The sequence below is a fragment of the Synechococcus sp. Cu2B8-bc1011 genome (assembly GCF_047302735.1).
Lineage (GTDB): Bacteria > Cyanobacteriota > Cyanobacteriia > PCC-6307 > Cyanobiaceae > Synechococcus_C.
The window spans coordinates 2,007,142-2,023,278 of record NZ_CP138915.1; the positions used below are offsets into that span (position 1 = coordinate 2,007,142).

General features: G+C 55.1%; 12 protein-coding genes. 9 read left to right on the forward strand and 3 right to left on the reverse strand.

Annotation, left to right across the window (positions count from 1 at the left end):
* Positions 1–47: 47 nt before the first annotated feature.
* Genes SIC18_RS10280 through SIC18_RS10295 form a run of 4 tightly spaced genes read left to right on the forward strand, consistent with a single transcriptional unit; the run spans position 48 to position 4,849 of the window.
* On the forward strand, positions 48–620 hold the full coding sequence (locus SIC18_RS10280; protein ID WP_413430536.1) for a biotin transporter BioY: 573 nt from the start codon (positions 48–50) through the stop codon (positions 618–620).
* A complete protein-coding gene (gene lspA / locus SIC18_RS10285; protein ID WP_413429564.1) occupies positions 617–1,105 on the forward strand; it encodes a signal peptidase II in 489 nt (162 codons plus the stop codon). The genes SIC18_RS10280 and lspA overlap by 4 nt, the downstream gene beginning before the upstream one ends.
* A complete protein-coding gene (locus SIC18_RS10290; protein ID WP_413429565.1) occupies positions 1,086–3,257 on the forward strand; it encodes a transglycosylase domain-containing protein in 2,172 nt (723 codons plus the stop codon). Before lspA ends, SIC18_RS10290 begins: the two co-directional genes overlap by 20 nt.
* Positions 3,254–4,849, forward strand: coding sequence for a YcjF family protein (locus SIC18_RS10295; protein ID WP_413429566.1), 1,596 nt, complete (start codon positions 3,254–3,256; stop codon positions 4,847–4,849). The genes SIC18_RS10290 and SIC18_RS10295 overlap by 4 nt, the downstream gene beginning before the upstream one ends.
* A gap of 90 nt (positions 4,850–4,939) precedes the next feature.
* Here the strand turns inward: SIC18_RS10295 and SIC18_RS10300 are convergent, their stop codons facing one another.
* Positions 4,940–6,376 carry a pyridoxal phosphate-dependent decarboxylase family protein gene (locus SIC18_RS10300; protein ID WP_413429567.1) on the reverse strand — a complete coding sequence of 479 codons (1,437 nt, stop codon included), beginning with the start codon at positions 6,374–6,376 and terminating at the stop codon, positions 4,940–4,942.
* A gap of 42 nt (positions 6,377–6,418) precedes the next feature.
* Here SIC18_RS10300 and SIC18_RS10305 point away from each other — a divergent pair, with 42 nt between their 5' ends.
* The gene (locus tag SIC18_RS10305) at positions 6,419–6,973 is read left to right on the forward strand and encodes a nucleoside deaminase (RefSeq protein ID WP_071841258.1); all 555 of its coding nucleotides are present in this window, start codon (positions 6,419–6,421) and stop codon (positions 6,971–6,973) included.
* Here the strand turns inward: SIC18_RS10305 and SIC18_RS10310 are convergent.
* Both SIC18_RS10310 and SIC18_RS10315 read right to left on the reverse strand, forming a co-directional pair.
* Positions 6,903–8,087, reverse strand: coding sequence for a pyridoxal-phosphate-dependent aminotransferase family protein (locus SIC18_RS10310; RefSeq protein WP_048348171.1), 1,185 nt, complete (start codon positions 8,085–8,087; stop codon positions 6,903–6,905). The genes SIC18_RS10305 and SIC18_RS10310 overlap by 71 nt on opposite strands.
* A 109-nt stretch (positions 8,088–8,196) precedes the next feature.
* Positions 8,197–8,721 carry an allophycocyanin gene (locus SIC18_RS10315; protein WP_048346624.1) on the reverse strand — a complete coding sequence of 175 codons (525 nt, stop codon included), beginning with the start codon at positions 8,719–8,721 and terminating at the stop codon, positions 8,197–8,199.
* Between the two features lie 222 nt (positions 8,722–8,943).
* Here SIC18_RS10315 and glnA point away from each other — a divergent pair, with 222 nt between their 5' ends.
* From glnA to SIC18_RS10335, 4 genes are all read left to right on the forward strand, one after another.
* The gene (gene glnA, locus SIC18_RS10320) at positions 8,944–10,365 is read left to right on the forward strand and encodes a type I glutamate--ammonia ligase (RefSeq protein WP_413429568.1); all 1,422 of its coding nucleotides are present in this window, start codon (positions 8,944–8,946) and stop codon (positions 10,363–10,365) included.
* A gap of 615 nt (positions 10,366–10,980) precedes the next feature.
* Complete coding sequence (locus tag SIC18_RS10325) at positions 10,981–12,483, forward strand: arginase family protein (protein WP_413429569.1); 1,503 nt, start codon at positions 10,981–10,983, stop codon at positions 12,481–12,483.
* Positions 12,473–14,068 (forward strand): urea transporter, encoded by a 1,596-nt coding sequence (locus SIC18_RS10330; RefSeq protein ID WP_413429570.1) that lies wholly within the window; start codon positions 12,473–12,475, stop codon positions 14,066–14,068. Before SIC18_RS10325 ends, SIC18_RS10330 begins: the two co-directional genes overlap by 11 nt.
* Before the next feature lie 1,192 nt (positions 14,069–15,260).
* Positions 15,261–15,653, forward strand: coding sequence for a hypothetical protein (locus SIC18_RS10335; protein WP_413429571.1), 393 nt, complete (start codon positions 15,261–15,263; stop codon positions 15,651–15,653).
* Positions 15,654–16,137: the final 484 nt, after the last annotated feature.

A 16,137-nucleotide genomic window follows, 5' to 3' on the forward strand; every position in this document is an offset into this window, starting at 1 on the left:
GCAATCACCCTCTCCTACAGCAGGATGGGGTCAGTTGATCGTTGCCCGTGCGGGCTCTTGCCACCTGGAGCGGCGCAATCGCGGGACTGCTTCTCATTCTTGTGGGAAGCTTGATTCCGGCTGCCATCGTGCTGCCGGTCGCAGAACTCCCCCCCCGATTGCTGAGTTTGCCAAGCACCTGGCAAGTTCCAGCACTCCTGCTTTGTGCCCTTGTCTGCGGCCCACGATCAGGCGTGATCGCAGCGGTTGCCTACATCACCGTGGGGCTGGTTGATCTTCCCGTATTTCATGACGGTGGAGGTTTGGCCTACGTGCTCACTCCCGCCTTTGGTTATCTAGCTGGCTTTGTGCCAGCAGCCTGGCTCAGCGGACGGCTCGCCCATCAAGCGGGGATGAACGACTTAGCGCGCCTCACGTTGGCGGCAATCGCTGGTGTGATCACGATTCAGCTATGCGGAATTCTTAATTTATTGATCGGAGCGGGGTTGGGCCGTTGGAGTGATTCGCTTCTTGATTTGTTGTTCAGTTACAGCCTCGGCCCCTTGCTCACCCAACTGGCTCTTTGCGTCGCAATCGCCTTGATTGCGCTTCCGATTCGTCGTCTGCTCTGGATCGAATGATCAGCCGCAGCAACCGACTGATCCGGCGTCGCACGATTGTGTTGATCAGCCTGTTGATCCTGCTGCTGGATCAAGCGTCCAAATATTGGGCTCGATCCCAGTTGCTTCCGAATCTGTCGCAGCCGTTCCTACCTGGATTTCTGCAGTTTCGGCTCGTGCGCAACACCGGCGCAGCCTTCAGCATGTTGAGTGATTCCACCGCCCTGCTGGGACTCCTCAGCTTGCTTGTTTCACTTGGTTTGCTGGGCTGGATCTGGCGATCCAAGCGACTTGAGCTCTGGTTAGGTCTGGCCCTGGCCTGCCTCCTGGGCGGAACGCTTGGCAATGGCATCGACCGCTGGCAACTGGGCTATGTCACCGACTTCCTGGAGCTCGTGCCCTTCCGTTTTCCCATCTTCAACGGCGCAGACATCGCCATCAACCTCGCCGTCCTCTGCTTCGCCATCGACGCTCTCTCCCAACGCAATGGACAAGCGAAATCCTGACGGCCCCTCCTCAGCCCAACTGATCATCCATCAACGAGATCAGCCAGATCGAACGATTGCGTTGCATGGCGATGGCTATCGGATTGGACGCGATGGTCCCCTAGAAGTGCGCATCGATCATCCGGCCGTCAGTCGCCAACATGCTTTGCTGCAACGCCAAGGTCGGCGTTGGATCCTTCAAGATTTGGACTCGACCAATGGCTTGTGGTGGAAAGGTCGTCGGATTCAACAGCTTGAACTGCGCGATGGAGACGACGTTCAGTTTGCGCCGGCTCTAGAGGCAACGGCTCCGTTTCTGCATTTCGATGATGCAGCAGGGCGACGACGTCATCGGATTGAACGCTGGTTGGGCCTCTTCCTGTTGGGGTGCCTTGGTGGTGGAGGTGCTCTGCTGTTGCTGTCCAACCTCACCATGCCGATTCGTGGGCAACTGGCACGCGTGCGCGGTCCGTTGGCCATTTACGACGGCAATAACCAACCGCTCGCCTCCGTTGATTCCAGCCGTCATCGCGAGCTCAAGTCGGTGAATGCGTTCTCACCCCTGCTGGTTGATGCTCTGCTGAGCAGTGAAGACAACCGCTTCTGGTGGCATCCGGGGGTCGATCCCATTGGCACGCTGAGAGCCTTCAGCACCAATTTGATTGGCGGACAAGTGCTGGAAGGAGGCAGCAGTCTCACCCAGCAGTTAGCTCGCAGCCTGTATCCCGATTACGTGGGAGAGGGAGACACCCTGGCGAGGAAATGGAAAGAGTTGCTCGTGTCCTTGCAGTTGGAAAGTCGCTTCAGCAAAAGCCAGTTGCTTCTGAGCTATCTCAATCGGGTGTACTTGGGTGTTGGTTGGGGATTTGAAGATGCCTCACGCGTGTTTTTCGATCAATCCGCGGCAGAGCTGAATGTGCAGCAAGCCGCTCTGCTGGTGGGTCTGTTGCCATCACCCAATGGGCACGATCCCTGTCAGTTTCCCCAGCGCGCTCTCAAAGCACGCAATCGGGTGATCAACAAAATGGCCGATGGCGGTCGTCTGTCCTTGGAGCAGGCGCGGTTAGCGCGTCGAAAACCGATTCAATTAGCCAAACAGGCCTGCAGTCGGGAGCAGGTCAGTCGATCCGCACCCTTTTACACCGATCAAGTGCGGCGAGATCTCACAGAGCTCGTGGGCCCAGACGTGGCCAATGAAGGAAATTTCCTGATCGAAACCCATTTGGACCCCGTTCTGCAATCCGTGGTGGAACGCCAGTTGAGCGGTTTATTGGCCAACAACGCATCGCATGGGGTTCAGGAGGGAGCTGCCGTTGTGCTGGATAGCCGCACAGGCGGGGTTCTCGCCATCGCCGGAGGTCGGGACTATCGCTCGAGCCAGTTCAACCGTGCCTCGATGGCGATGCGCCAACCAGGCAGCACCTTCAAACTCATCACTTATTTGGCGGCCCTGGAGCAAGGACTAAAACCCAACGACACTTTGGATTGCAGCCCCCTCCGCTGGGGAGGACAACGCTTTGACAGCACCTGTTCGGGCCAACTGACCCTGGCCAGTGCCTTCGCCTCAAGCCAGAACACTGCAGCGCTGCGCCTCGCCCAACGCGTAGGCCTGGAGCAAATGGTGAGCTTGGCGAAACGTCTGGGAATCTCCACGCCCTTAGATCCTGTACCTGGGCTAGCTCTTGGACAGAGTGAGGTTCGCTTGATTGAGCTCACCAGTGCCTATGCCGCTGTGGCCAATGGCGGCATCTGGCAACCTCCCACCACCATTCGTCGTTTGCTCGATGCAGAAACCTGCCGCTTGGATCGCCCGAGTGGCTGCGGCAGCCTGACTGGAGACGGCGGTGCTGGAGACAGCAATCAGCGCCAAGCCTCTCGTCGTGTCCTGAAGGGACAGACGGCTATGCAAATGCAGGGTTTAATGCGCGCAGTCATTCGCAGCGGCACCGGGCGTTCAGCCTCGCTCGGTGGACAAGAGGGAGGGAAAACAGGAACCACCAACGATGGGCGTGACCTGCTGTTCATTGGCTACGAGCCGAGTCGCCATTGGGTGCTGGGAATCTGGCTAGGCAACGATGACAACAGTCCTTCAGCCAGTTCCAGCGCCTTGGCAGCCTCGCTCTGGAGTCGCATCATGCGTGCTGCTGGACAGGGCGGTGTGGCGGGCCGATGAAGGGATCCAATCGCTTGATTTTGTTGGGTGCAGCGGGACTTGTTGTCCTGCTGGTGCTCGGCCTGGTGCTCCAGGGCATTCGCAATCTGCTCTGGGATCTCAGCTACATCCTTCCGCCCTGGCTTGTGGGTCCAGTGCTGCTCATCGGCACCATCCTGGTCCTTGCCTTCGTGTTTCAAGTTGGCTGGCCGTTGTGGAAGGGATGGAAAACCCGCCGCAGAGCCACCAAAGCCACCACGACTTCCCCTTCTCCTCCGGGCTCGCGTCGTCAAGCGGCTGAACAAAGCCTGGACAGCATTGATCGCCTGCTGGAACGTCTCCAAGACGATGTTGCCCGGCAAGCTCTGCATCTGGAGCGCGAGCGCGTCGCGCGGGAATTGGCGCGCGGCGATTTAGTGGTGGTTGTCTTTGGAACAGGCTCCAGTGGGAAAACATCCCTGATTCGTGCCCTGCTCCAAGACATCGTTGGGCGAGTTGGGGCACCGATGGGCTCCACAACTGGCAGCCAAACCTATCGGCTTCGCCTCAGCAAGCTGGAACGAGGCCTGCAATTGGTCGACACTCCTGGAATCCTGGAAAGCGGACTGGATGGAAGAGATCGGGAACAAGAAGCGCGTGAACGCGCCAGCCGTGCTGACTTGATGCTGGTGGTGGTGGATGGTGATCTTCGCTCTGCTGAATGGGATGTAGTGCGCAGCCTTGCGGGTTTGGGCAAGCGCCTGATGTTGGTGTTGAACAAATGCGATCTACGGGGAGAGGAAGAGGAAAAACGTCTACTGGCCTTGCTTCGCGGACGTTGCCAAGGCCTGCTCACCGCTGAAGACGTGATCCCGACCAGTGCCTCCCCCCAATCCTTGCCAAGACCTGGCCAGAAACCCTGGCAACCCCCAGCTGAGGTAGCTGTGTTGCTCCAACGCCTGGCCGTGGTGCTCCATGCGGACGGCGAAGAGCTTCTGGCCGACAACATTCTTCTGCAATGCAGAACGCTGGGCGACAAGGGGCGATCGCTTCTCAACCGACAGCGCCAGACGGAGGCGCGACGGATCGTGGATCGTTACAGCTGGATTAGTGCAGGCGTTGTGGCAGCGACACCACTACCAGGTATCGACTTGCTTGGCACCGCGGCGGTGAATGCCCAGATGGTGATGGAGGTCGCGAAGGTCTACAACGTGCAGTTGACACGTGACAAAGCACAAGAGCTGGCCGTCTCGGTGGGGCGAACCCTGGCAGGTCTTGGTGTTGTCAAAGGCGGTGTTGCCTTGATTGGCACCGCTCTCAGCGTGAATCTGCCCACCCTCTTACTGGGAAAAGCCGTTCAGGGTGTTGCAGCTGCATGGTTAACGCGGATTGCAGGAGCCAGTTTCATCACCTATTTCCAACAAGATCAAGATTGGGGAGATGGTGGCGTGCAAGACGTGGTGCAGAGGCACTACGACCTCAACCGACGCGATAGCGCCCTCAAACGCTTTCTCGACACCGCTCTCAGACAGGTTGTGGAACCCCTGCGGCAATCGGCAAAGAAGCGGTTACCACCCCAACCAGGGCCTCGGGCGGAGGAGGGCGCATCGGGCCACGGGCATCGAGAACCGTGATCAGAGCCAAATAGGCCACACCAATCAGCACGGACACAATGCCTGTGACGATCGCCACCCAACGGCCGCGTTGCTGTTTTGGGGCAGCCATCAGGGCAGAGCCTCCACGGATTGATTCAAGATTGATGCCAGTTGGTCCAGCAAACCGTGATCGGTGTGCGGGTTGCCAAGAACAGCCTTGAGGAAATGCCGTCCTTGATGAAGTGGCCTCGAAACCATGATGCTCCGGCTGAGCAAGAGCCGGCGTGTCTCCATCGACCAGGCTGCGTGCTGCTGAGCCTGTCCGCATTGGGGCCTACAGGCCAGCACATGCAAGGGACCGGTGAGAATGATCAGCCTGTTGGGATCTAATTGTTGCTGGAAATACTGACGTCGAGCGATCGCGGCGGACAACACCTGTTCAATCCCTGATTCACCGAGCTGGCGCAAGCCAAGCCAAAGTTTGAGCACTTCCGCCGGCCGACTCCCCTGAAGACCCAGTTCTCCGCCGTGATCATGCTCTAGGGCAGGCTCCATATACGGAAGACCTGTGGAGAACGCTTCAGAAAGAACTTTGGCCTTGCGCACCAACAGAAGGGATGAGGTCTTTGTGATGCCAAGAACTTTCTGGGGATTCACGGTGATCGAATCAGCGCGCTCAATCCCATGAAGCAGATGGGTGGTGGTGGGGCTGAGAGCAAAAACCGCGCCGATCGCCCCATCCACATGCAGCCATAGGCCCAAGCTGCTGCAGAGATCAGCCATTGCAGAAAGGGGGTCGATCGCACCTCGCACCGTCGTGCCTGCTGTGGCAACCACTGCCATACAGGGACGTCCTTCCCTTGAAAGGGCTTCGAGTTCATCCTCGAGTTGTTGCAGATCGATGAGCCCTTGTTCATCCACCGGGATGGAACGAACTCCATCACTTTGAAGTCCCATCACGCGCGCTGCTTTGCGCCAGGAGACATGCGCATCAGCACTCACCACCACCACAGCATCTGGGTTGTGATCCAAGCCAGCGTGATGGCGGGCGGACACCAAGGCGATCAAATTGCTCAGCGAGCCCCCACTGGCGGCAACACCAGAAGCGCCGGTAGGAAAGCCAATGCGTTCAGCAAACCAGGTACAAAGCTGCCGTTCCAGATGACTCAAACTGGGGGACAGCTCCTCGGCCAGAAGGTTGTTATTCAGCCCAGCGCAAATCAAATCGGCAGCGATTGACGCACTGAGCGGCGGCGGATCGAAATGGGCCAGCGACCCGGGATGGGAGGGCTGAAACGCCCCATCCATCACCTGCTGAAGGTCATCCAGCAGTTGTCCCATGTCGCGACCATGGACCTGCGGTGCAGCATCTGGAAGGATCCGGAGCGCTGGCAATGGACCCCGCTCACCGGCCGAACCGATCCAACGGCATAGCCGCTCGGAAGCACCCTCCAAAAACTGAAGGAGTTGAGGGTCGAGCGCATCGGGTGAAGCAAACGCCGAAAGAGCTACCGGTTCAGGATTCCTTGAAGGTCCGACCAAGAAGACAAGATGGGGAATGACCATTCTCCCCTGTGGTGGCACATCCAAGTGGTGGCACATCCAACGATGCGCACGGCCAAGAGCCTGACGGTGCAGTCTCCAATCGAACTATCTCCGAAGCAGATGCAAGCGTGGATGGGGATTTTGATCGAGCGCGCGCGTCGTTTCGGCGAATGCGGAGAGGTGCCCGTTAGTGCCGTTGTTTTGGATCACCAGGGCCGCTGCATTGGCCATGGCATCAATCAGAGAGAGCTGCATCACGACCCCCTAGGTCATGCTGAGTTGATGGCGGTTCGTCAGGCCTGCCGTCTGCGTGGTGACTGGCGCCTCAATGACTGCACGCTGTTGGTGACCTTAGAACCCTGTCCCATGTGCGCAGGCGCCTTGGTTCAGGCAAGAGTCGGGCAGGTCATTTTTGCAGCGACTGACCCGAAGCGGGGAGCGATGGGAAGCACGATCAACCTGGCCACACACATCAGTGCACACCACCGAATGACCGTGATCGGTGGTGTGCAGGCTGAGGAGGCGAAAGAAATGCTGTCGAGCTGGTTTAAGCAGCGACGGCGACGTTCTGACGGAACTGGGGCAACTCCGTTTCAAACAGGTTCAACAACCTGCTGACGTTCTCAGGGTTTGAGTTGTAACCCATCAGTCCAATTCGCCAAATTTTTCCAGCAAGAACGCCAAGACCACCACCCACTTCGATCCCGTGGTTGTTGAGCAGGTGCTGAGTGAAGGCCTTTCCATCCACATCATCAGGAATACGGACGGTAGTGAGGGTGGGCAATCGCAGCTCCTCGGGAACATGCATTTCAAGACCCATCGATTCCAGGCCAGACCACAGCGCTTCAGCGTTGCTGCGATGACGCGCCCAAGCCATATCCAATCCTTCTTCCGCCAGCAGCCTCAGCGCTTCACGCATGCCGAAGTTCATGTTGACCGGTGCTGTGTGGTGATAAACACGGTCACTGCCCCAGTACTGATTGAGCAGGGAAACGTCGAGATACCAATTGGGCACTTTGTCTTGACGCGCTGCAAGCTTGGCTTCAGCACGCGGTCCCATGGTGAATGGACCAAGACCGGGAGGGCAGCTCAATCCCTTCTGACTGCAGCTGTAGGCCAGATCAACTTTCCATTCATCCAGATAGAGGGGAACGCCTCCAAGGGATGTGACGGTGTCGAGCAACAGCAAGCAATCGTGCTTTCGGCAGAGATCTCCAATCCCTTCCATCGGTTGACACACGCCGGTGGACGTTTCGGCATGCACCATCGCCAGGATGGTGGGCTTGTGCTCAATCAGCGCCGTTTCGAGCTCATCCTTCGTAAAGGCTTCCCCCCAGGGCTTTTCGACCACCTTCACATTGGCGCGGTAGCGACCGGCCATGTCGACAAGACGATTGCCGAAATAGCCCTTCACAGCAACGAGAACGGTGTCGCCGGGTTCCACCGTGTTGGCAAGCGTTGCTTCCATGGCTGCGCTGCCCGTGCCGCTCATGGGCAAGGTCAAGCGATTGTCGGTCTGCCAGGCATAACGAAGAAGCTCCTGAACTTCGCCCATCAGCTCCACATAAAGCGGATCGAGATGACCAATCGGAGTTCGAGACAAGGCCTTGAGCACCGTTGGATCGGCATTCGAAGGTCCTGGACCCAGCAGCAAACGATCGGGGGTGCTGATCGGGGCAATGGCCCTTCGATGGGACGAATCAACCAACAGGGGGGAGTGCGTCGTCGCCAAAGCCAGGATCACCAATCAATGGCCAGCAGCCTACGCATGGACTGGCCTAAAAAGGGAGCAAAACAGTCGGTTTGCAACGCCTCTTGTAATGAGGTCAATCTTTGATCGCTCAGCGCTGGCTGATGTCGTTTGCAGAGAGACCTGATGCCAGATGATCGAAGGGTTTGCGAAGCATCTGGCATTCGCTGGGATTCGATCCTTCAGCCACCATCCGTTCGCAGAGAACATCTGCCAAAAGAATCATGCTCCGAACCGTGGGTCCGGTGGGCACACCCAGGCTCTTGTAGGTGTCGTCCAAACCGTTGAGCACCCTTTCATTGAGAATCGTGCTGTCGTCAGCAATCAGGGCATAGCTGGCGTAGCGAAGGAAGTAATCCATGTCGCGCAAACAAGCTGCAAGCCGACGGGTGGTGTAGGCATTACCACCAGGCAAAAGCAACTCAGGGTCACCGACAAACAGCCTTTGGCTGGCCTCTCGTACCAGCTCAGTCGCCTCGCGATTGATCAACTCAACGGCCTTGAGTCGCAACTGGGCTTGGCCGAAATATCCCTCAATACGATCGATCGCTGATCGATCGAAATAGCGACCCAATTGGTCGTAACGGCCGATCAACCCGGTGATGGCATCACGCATGATGGTGGGACGCTAGGGATCACTGGCTGGAAGGTAACACCACAAAGCCGACCAGAACGCACTCATCACCTGGGATCCAAGGAATTTGACAGAAACGGTTACCAAGCGCAGCTCCAAGCCTCACCAAGAGGCCTCCACTATTAAAAAAGTGCGCGTTGATACAAAAGGGTGTCAGATCGATGCCTACGGTTAGAAACGATATTCTCGGCTGAAGCCTCAAACATGGCTAAAACTGCTCAGGACGTGCTTCGTCAGATCAAGGACGAAGGAATCGAGCTGATCGACCTCAAATTCAGCGATCTGCACGGCAAGTGGCAACACCTCACCGTGTGTTCAGACATGGTCGATGAGGATGCATTCAAGGAAGGCTTGGCCTTTGACGGATCCTCCATACGCGGCTGGAAAGCGATCAACGCGTCTGACATGTCCATGGTTCCAGACCCCGCCACAGCCTGGGTCGACCCTTTTTATCGCCATAAAACCCTCAGCCTGATCTGCTCGATCCAGGACCCAAGAACAGGGGACCCCTATGAGCGCTGCCCCCGTGCGTTGGCGCAGAAAGCTTTGGCTTATCTCTCCAATACAGGTCTGGCCGACAAGGCATTCTTTGGTCCCGAGCCTGAATTTTTTCTGTTCGATGACGTTCGCTACAACTCGAGCGAAGGCGGATGTTTCTACAGCGTTGACACCATTGAGGCTGGATGGAACTCCGGAAGGCTGGAGGAAGGCGGAAACCTTGCTTATAAAATTCAACTGAAGGAAGGCTATTTCCCTGTCGCACCAAACGACACAGCACAAGACATTCGCTCCGAAATGTTATTAATGATGGCCCAATTGGGGATCCCAATTGAGAAGCATCACCATGAGGTAGCTGGTGCCGGCCAACACGAATTGGGAATGAAGTTCGACGAACTCATTCAAGCTGCCGATAACGTAATGACCTACAAATACGTTGTTCGCAACGTTGCAAAAAAGTACGGCAAAACAGCAACTTTCATGCCGAAACCAGTGTTTAATGACAACGGCACTGGCATGCACGTGCACCAAAGTCTTTGGAAGGGCGATCAACCCTTGTTCTTCGGGGAAGGCACCTACGCCAACTTGTCTCAGACAGCCCGTTGGCATATCGGCGGAATTTTGAAGCATGCGCCGAGCTTCCTAGCCTTCACCAACCCCACCACAAACAGCTACAAGCGACTTGTTCCTGGATTCGAAGCACCTGTGAATTTGGTGTACTCCGAAGGTAACCGATCTGCTGCAGTTCGGATCCCCCTCACCGGCCCCAGCCCAAAAGCCAAACGCTTGGAATTCCGTTCCGGTGATGCTTTAGCGAATCCCTATTTGGCCTTTGCCGCCATGATGATGGCTGGGATCGATGGCATCAAAAACCAGATTGATCCTGGTGATGGATTCGATGGCGACCTCTTTGAGCTGCCAGCTGATCAGCTCAAGGACATTGCCACCGTTCCAGCATCACTGAACGGAGCCTTGGAAGCTTTGAATGCTGATCACCACTACCTAATGGAAGGTGGAGTGTTCACGAAAGACTTCATCGACAACTGGATCAATATCAAATACGAAGAGGTGCAGCAGTTGCGTCAGCGACCCCATCCCCACGAATTCACGATGTACTACGACGCCTGATCAAAAGGTCTTGGTAGCACTGAGGTCTTCAACAAGACCCCAAATGATCCCCGTCATGGGGATCATTTTTTATGGGCAGAGAGGGGCTTAGAGATGTTAGATCTGCTGCCAACTCAATGAAGGGAATAAACGCAACCAATGCAACCCAAAATTACCCATCAAAAATATATTTACCTATACAATTAATTCAAGAAGCTATCGATCAATCAACCATTAAGGGGTTCAGCCTGATCATTCATTTCTGCTTCGCTTCCTGAAGCAAAGCATGAAGCGTCTGCCGGAGGTCGTCTCATATGCCCGGATCTACCACCAACATCACTTCTGCGGTTAGAGGCCACCGTTTAACTCGAGGCTACGAACGCAATCATCGAAGAGAGCAAGTTCAAAACCATCGTGGTGTTACCAATCACCTGGAACGCCCAATTGCGGGACCAAAGCCTGCAAACCCTCCACACTCCCTTGAAAATTGATCGGGATCTTCTGGATGTTTTCCAATATTAACTTCACACGAAATCTGTATCCAATACAACAATATCTTCGAGGGTTTAAAGATCAAAGTCAATGATTTAGGCACACCATTCAGTTCCGATCAAGGATCCTCACTCGTGGACGTCCATGTCAACAATCCCTCTCGAGACCGAGCTCTCCTCTCTGTACGCCCTCTTTGATGTCAATGGAGATGGGGCCATCACTCCAGCCGAAGTGGAACAGGTGCTGAGCTCCATGTCGGGGATCATCGCTGAACAGGAAGCCAAGGTCCTACGCAAGTTCATCGAGAGCCAAGGTGCCGTCACCCGAGAGGACTTCCTGCACTGGGCAAACAAGCAGCCAGGGTTGGGAACCCATCAGCTGCTGAGAGATCTGTTTCACCTGGTGGACACGGATGGGAATGGTTGGCTCAATCACGATGAGCTCTCGACAATGGTGTCGCTGCTGGGCACACCAGAAGCATCCATTAATTCCCAGGAGTTGCTGGAGAGGCTTGATCGCGATGGGAACGCAAAGATCAGCGTTGATGAGTTTTTAACCCTGCTCGAGGACAACACTCGACTCAAATGTTCTCTTGCAGACTTAAAACGTTTAAAGAAAAGCCTGGCACAGATCAGCAGCACGGCTGGGCTGAATGGAGTGAGCCTTGTGGAGGTGGACTGTGACCTGGGAGCGGGACAACCAGGCGCAGGTGCAGGCATTGAGATGCTGAAAAGGGCTGTCGAACACCAGCAAGACCTCCAAAAAATGAGCGCAGGTTTGATCGCCGAGATTCGAGGAGAGCAAGCACCAACGGCCCATGCTGCCAGCGCGGGACAGAGCACCACACCCCACGCTCGTCACATCAAAACCATCGCTGGCGTAATGCACGACGCAGCGAATTTGGTGTGCACAACTCTTCAGCAGCAGTGCTTCCCACTCGTCCTTTCCGGAGACCACTCCACCGCTGCCTCAACAATTGCGGGGATCCGTCGTGCCCATCCTCAGTCGCGGCTTGGGGTGATCTGGATTGATGCCCACGCTGATATTCATTCCCCCTTCACGACGCCTTCGGGGAACATGCATGGAATGCCCTTGGCGATCGCCTGCGGGCACGACAACCTTTCAGAAGCGAGGAATGATCCAGACCCTGTCACCCGGAAACTCTGGAAGGATCTAAAGAAACTGCACGGTCTTGAATCTGCAGCGATCGACTTCCGTGATCTGATCTATGTAGGCGTCAGAGACACCGAGGCCGCTGAGGACGCCACCTTGGCCAACCACGCCATCCCAGTCATCAGCATCGAGGAGGTGAGACGCGATGGATCCATCAACGCTGCCAATCGCTGCCTATCCCACCTTGGCGACGTGGACCTGATCTATGTGAGCTTCGATGTGGATGCGTTGGATTCAACAATCTGCAAAGGCACAGGCACCCCAGTCCCAGGAGGTCTCTGGGCAAATGAGGCCATTCTCCTGTTACGCAAGCTTCTCTCAGATCCACGCGTTTGTTGCTGGGAAATTTGTGAAATCAATCCCCACCTTGATGAGCTCACTACGATGGCCGAGCTGTCTTTGGGCATCTTCAGGGCTGGGCTGGAGGTTCTTGGAGAACGGTTCAGCTCGACATCTTCATCCCATGCAAGCTGACGCACCCTCTATTTATGAGCTGCTGCAAGAGCTCCTGCCTCCGCCGCCACCGCCGGTAGAACGAAAGGGTTTGTTTGCTGAACAGCATTTCCCGACAGGCTCCTGGGGAAGCGCTCTACGCAGCTTTTCCCAAGTGATCTTTATCAACCATCCACTCAGTGGTGCCCTGCTGCTGCTGGCCTTTCTGATCCAATCGCCGTGGATGGCTCTCTTGGCTGTGTTGGGGATGGCTACAGCAAACGCCGTTTCCAAGCTGCTGAATCTTGGCCAAAGCCTGCGCGATCAGGGAATCCACGGCTTCAACGGTGCACTTGTGGGATGTGCCGCGGCAGTGCTCTCAGACTCCAGCTCAGTGAAAGATGCCGGGCTGATCGCGGTGTTAGTGGCGTTCGGAGGCGGACTCACAACGCTGATGCTCGAACTGTGGCGTCGCCGCTTTCATCGCCGCGGAGACCCGCCGGCACTCACCCTGCCGTTCTGCCTGATCACCTGGGGACTTGTGGCATTGGTGAGCCCTCGAATGCCAGACACCATCGAGACGGTGAAAGTGGCTGCTTCCCCTACTGCAGCTCAGGTGTTGGTTATCGGACTTCCCCACAGCTTCGGACAAGTCTTTCTCTGCTCCGACCTTGTCAGCGGATGGCTCGTACTCCTTGCCGTTGCTATCGCAAGCCCCATCGCCGCCGCGCTCGGAGCGTGCGGCGCCCTGGCGGGAATGTTGACCGCCTTGGCAAGCGGTACTGACACCGCTGCTGTGGCCCAAGGACTATGGGGTTACAACGGCGTTTTGGTTGCGATCGCCCTCGGCGGAATCTTCCACGTGCCCGGACGCAGAACCCTGGTCCTAGCTCTCCTGGGAGCAGGGCTTGCCAGCCTGCTACAGGCGCTACAGGGGAGGTTGATGGGCAACCTTCCAGCTCTCACCCTGAGCTTCGTGATCACAACTTGGATGATGCAGCGTCTGGCTGGCCGAACACTACCGGCACTGATTCCTGTTGCCCTACATGCAGTCGTCACCCCTGAGGAACACCGCAAACGGTTTCTCGTGGCAAGTGAACTGCTGGGCTCCTTCCGCCGCAACCTGCGACAGAGGGTGGACGGCATGGACCCCCTCGTCGGGAGAGAACAGCCACAAATCCAGCTGAATAGCCAGATGCAACATCTATTCGATCAGCTCGACCAAAATCGTGATGGCCATCTCAGCCTTAACGAGCTTCGCAATGCGCTGGTGTCAGGAGGTGGCAGCAATAAAACCCATCTGCGCCGAACGTCATCCCTGAACAATCAATTGTTGGCAACGATGGCTTCCATGGATCTCAATGGCGATGGCCATATCGACTCCGCTGAATTCAGCAAGCTCATCCAACGCTTGCAACGACTCCGAGAGGGAGAGGAGCGGTTGCTGCTGTACTTAATGCCCGTCGATGCCAATGGCAACGATCGTCTCGATCAAGATGAATTAGCTCGACTGCTGAAGAGCATCGGCCAAGCGCCGCTCACCGCCGGGGAACAAGCGTTGGTGTTCCGAAACCAGCAACAAAGCCTTAGCTGGCACGATTTCGTGGATCGCTTGTTATTGAGCTAAGCAATGGTCAGGCTCAAGTGTCTTCTCCATCAGAATCCCTGCCGCCTCACCGCACTCCATAACATTGCCCTGCGTTGCAAACCCTTGCGCTGGGGATAGCGACTTCGCTCCACGAGAGTTCAACGCCATCTATACCTTGAAAAACGATCGATTGATGCCCCGCTTCAATAAGAGGGCGACTCAACAGAAACAGCTTTCGTCAGGTGCTCATGCAAGGCTTCTCAATTAGTCGCCATCTGGATGAATGACACCGTTGCTCGATAACAAATGGCCATAGAACTTCCTTAGGGCTGCAATCAGATTTCTAAGAGAAACTGTGATTAGGCGTTGCCATGTCACTCCTCATTGAACGACGTACACGTTGACTCGTTGAGTACTTGCCTTCCCATCCAAGTTTAACGCGCCAACAGTCAAACATTCTCGTTATTATTTGACACCCTTCAAATAAAGCCAGTGTAGGTTAAAGCAAATTACAAGGCGGCTGATAAGGATCAAAGGCAGTCTTACAAGAAAGAATGTTGATGCAGACTTCAAAAGCAAGCTAGACTATTTATAGCAATGCAGCAATGATGAGACACTTCGCACCATTACTACTGCTATTAGGCTTAGTCGGTTGTTCGACGACATATTCATCGTCTAAGCAGGCAGAGAATGCATGCGCTGAATGGGAAAGCCAGAAAGTAATCATTGGGTATGAAGCGGAGCAGGTGAATAAAACTTATGGCTCACGCTGGTGCAAGCAAAACAAAAAAGAGAATGAATTCCTAGGTTACAAAAATCATAAAATGGAGGATGGAACCTGGAAAAACAAAGAAGGGAAGGAAGGCAGATTTCAAATAGTAAAGCGATTCCGCTATTAGCTTCACGTGCTGTCCAAACATCACGACAAGGAAGCTCAAAGAGATAAGAATTAGTGGATCCACAACGCTTAAGGCCTATGACCCTGCCATAGGACGTGTCACCACTCCAAACATGCTTGCATTCACCAAAGGGAGCACTTGGACTGCAGCGAATAGACATTGAGTTCGGCCGTGGAGCTTTCCCGGTACAAAACAAATTCGCCAGGAGTGTCTCTTCAAAGCATTCTCAAAGCACAAACCATCCGAGATTCCCCCATTCAGGGGATGAAGGAACCAGAGTGTTCCATTAACACTGAGCCATTAGCAGAAGAATCACCAACCCACCACAAACGATGAAACGCCTGGTCTCAATCTCTGCTGCTTCACTTGTGATGATCGCAGCGGCATGGTTAACGCAACCATCGGCAGAAGCTCAGTGGCAAGGGATTAATGAGAAAACATGGGCCGAATCCATCCAATCTGCCATTCGCGACAAAGCTTCAGAACAGGAAATTTGCACAAATTCCAGGAATTTTGCAACAGCCTCGAAAGAAGAAGCCTTCAAAGATTGGGCTTATTCAATAGCCAAAAAGTACTGTACGGTGGCGGACGGCAAAATAGAAGCAGTAGCTCCCATTTCCAAGAAGGAAGAGCAGTGCCATCTCGATAGCTCTGACATCTACCTAATCAGCATTGGGGAGAAGATTCGCAAACAAGGCAAGGAATGCTGGGCTTCTTTCAATTAAAGATCAATACAAACACATTCCAATCAACTGATTTTATCTCTTCCAACAATGCATTATTGACAGCAAAAATAATCAACAGCCTGTAATCGATACACATACTTAATTCCAGCAGGGAGCCCCATTTGTGATACCTAGCTGGTGACTGTAAATGTCCACTTTGGCGCTTATGACAATTCCATTGGACGAGGATCGACCCTTAGACGAGCGATCGTCTCAACTCCTGCCTCCTCGCTTAGGGAAATGACTTCAAGGGCGCTGGAGACACCTCGTGAGCCAGCAGAGAATTCCAACGGCAAGGGCCTTGCGTGGAGAATTTTCGATTGAAGAGCTCTGCGCACGCTGACATCGCTCGCTCGGTTGCGTTGCATTTATTGGATTTAAAGGCATGCAGCTTGCAGGCTGCATGCAGATTCAAAAGCGGTCCCTGAGATTTTGAGATCCAGTCAAGCTGTAAACATCTCTCCTCCTTGAAGACGATCAATGC

Coding starts and splice junctions, on each gene's coding strand:
- SIC18_RS10305 (WP_071841258.1), top strand. CDS start 6,419: ATGCGCACGGCCAAGAGCCTGACGGTGCAGTCTCCAATCGAACTATCT.
- SIC18_RS10335 (WP_413429571.1), top strand. CDS start 15,261: ATGAAACGCCTGGTCTCAATCTCTGCTGCTTCACTTGTGATGATCGCA.
- SIC18_RS10330 (WP_413429570.1), top strand. CDS start 12,473: ATGCAAGCTGACGCACCCTCTATTTATGAGCTGCTGCAAGAGCTCCTG.
- lspA (WP_413429564.1), top strand. CDS start 617: ATGATCAGCCGCAGCAACCGACTGATCCGGCGTCGCACGATTGTGTTG.
- glnA (WP_413429568.1), top strand. CDS start 8,944: ATGGCTAAAACTGCTCAGGACGTGCTTCGTCAGATCAAGGACGAAGGA.
- SIC18_RS10300 (WP_413429567.1), bottom strand. CDS start 6,376: ATGGTCATTCCCCATCTTGTCTTCTTGGTCGGACCTTCAAGGAATCCT.
- SIC18_RS10295 (WP_413429566.1), top strand. CDS start 3,254: ATGAAGGGATCCAATCGCTTGATTTTGTTGGGTGCAGCGGGACTTGTT.
- SIC18_RS10315 (WP_048346624.1), bottom strand. CDS start 8,721: ATGCGTGATGCCATCACCGGGTTGATCGGCCGTTACGACCAATTGGGT.
- SIC18_RS10325 (WP_413429569.1), top strand. CDS start 10,981: ATGTCAACAATCCCTCTCGAGACCGAGCTCTCCTCTCTGTACGCCCTC.
- SIC18_RS10290 (WP_413429565.1), top strand. CDS start 1,086: ATGGACAAGCGAAATCCTGACGGCCCCTCCTCAGCCCAACTGATCATC.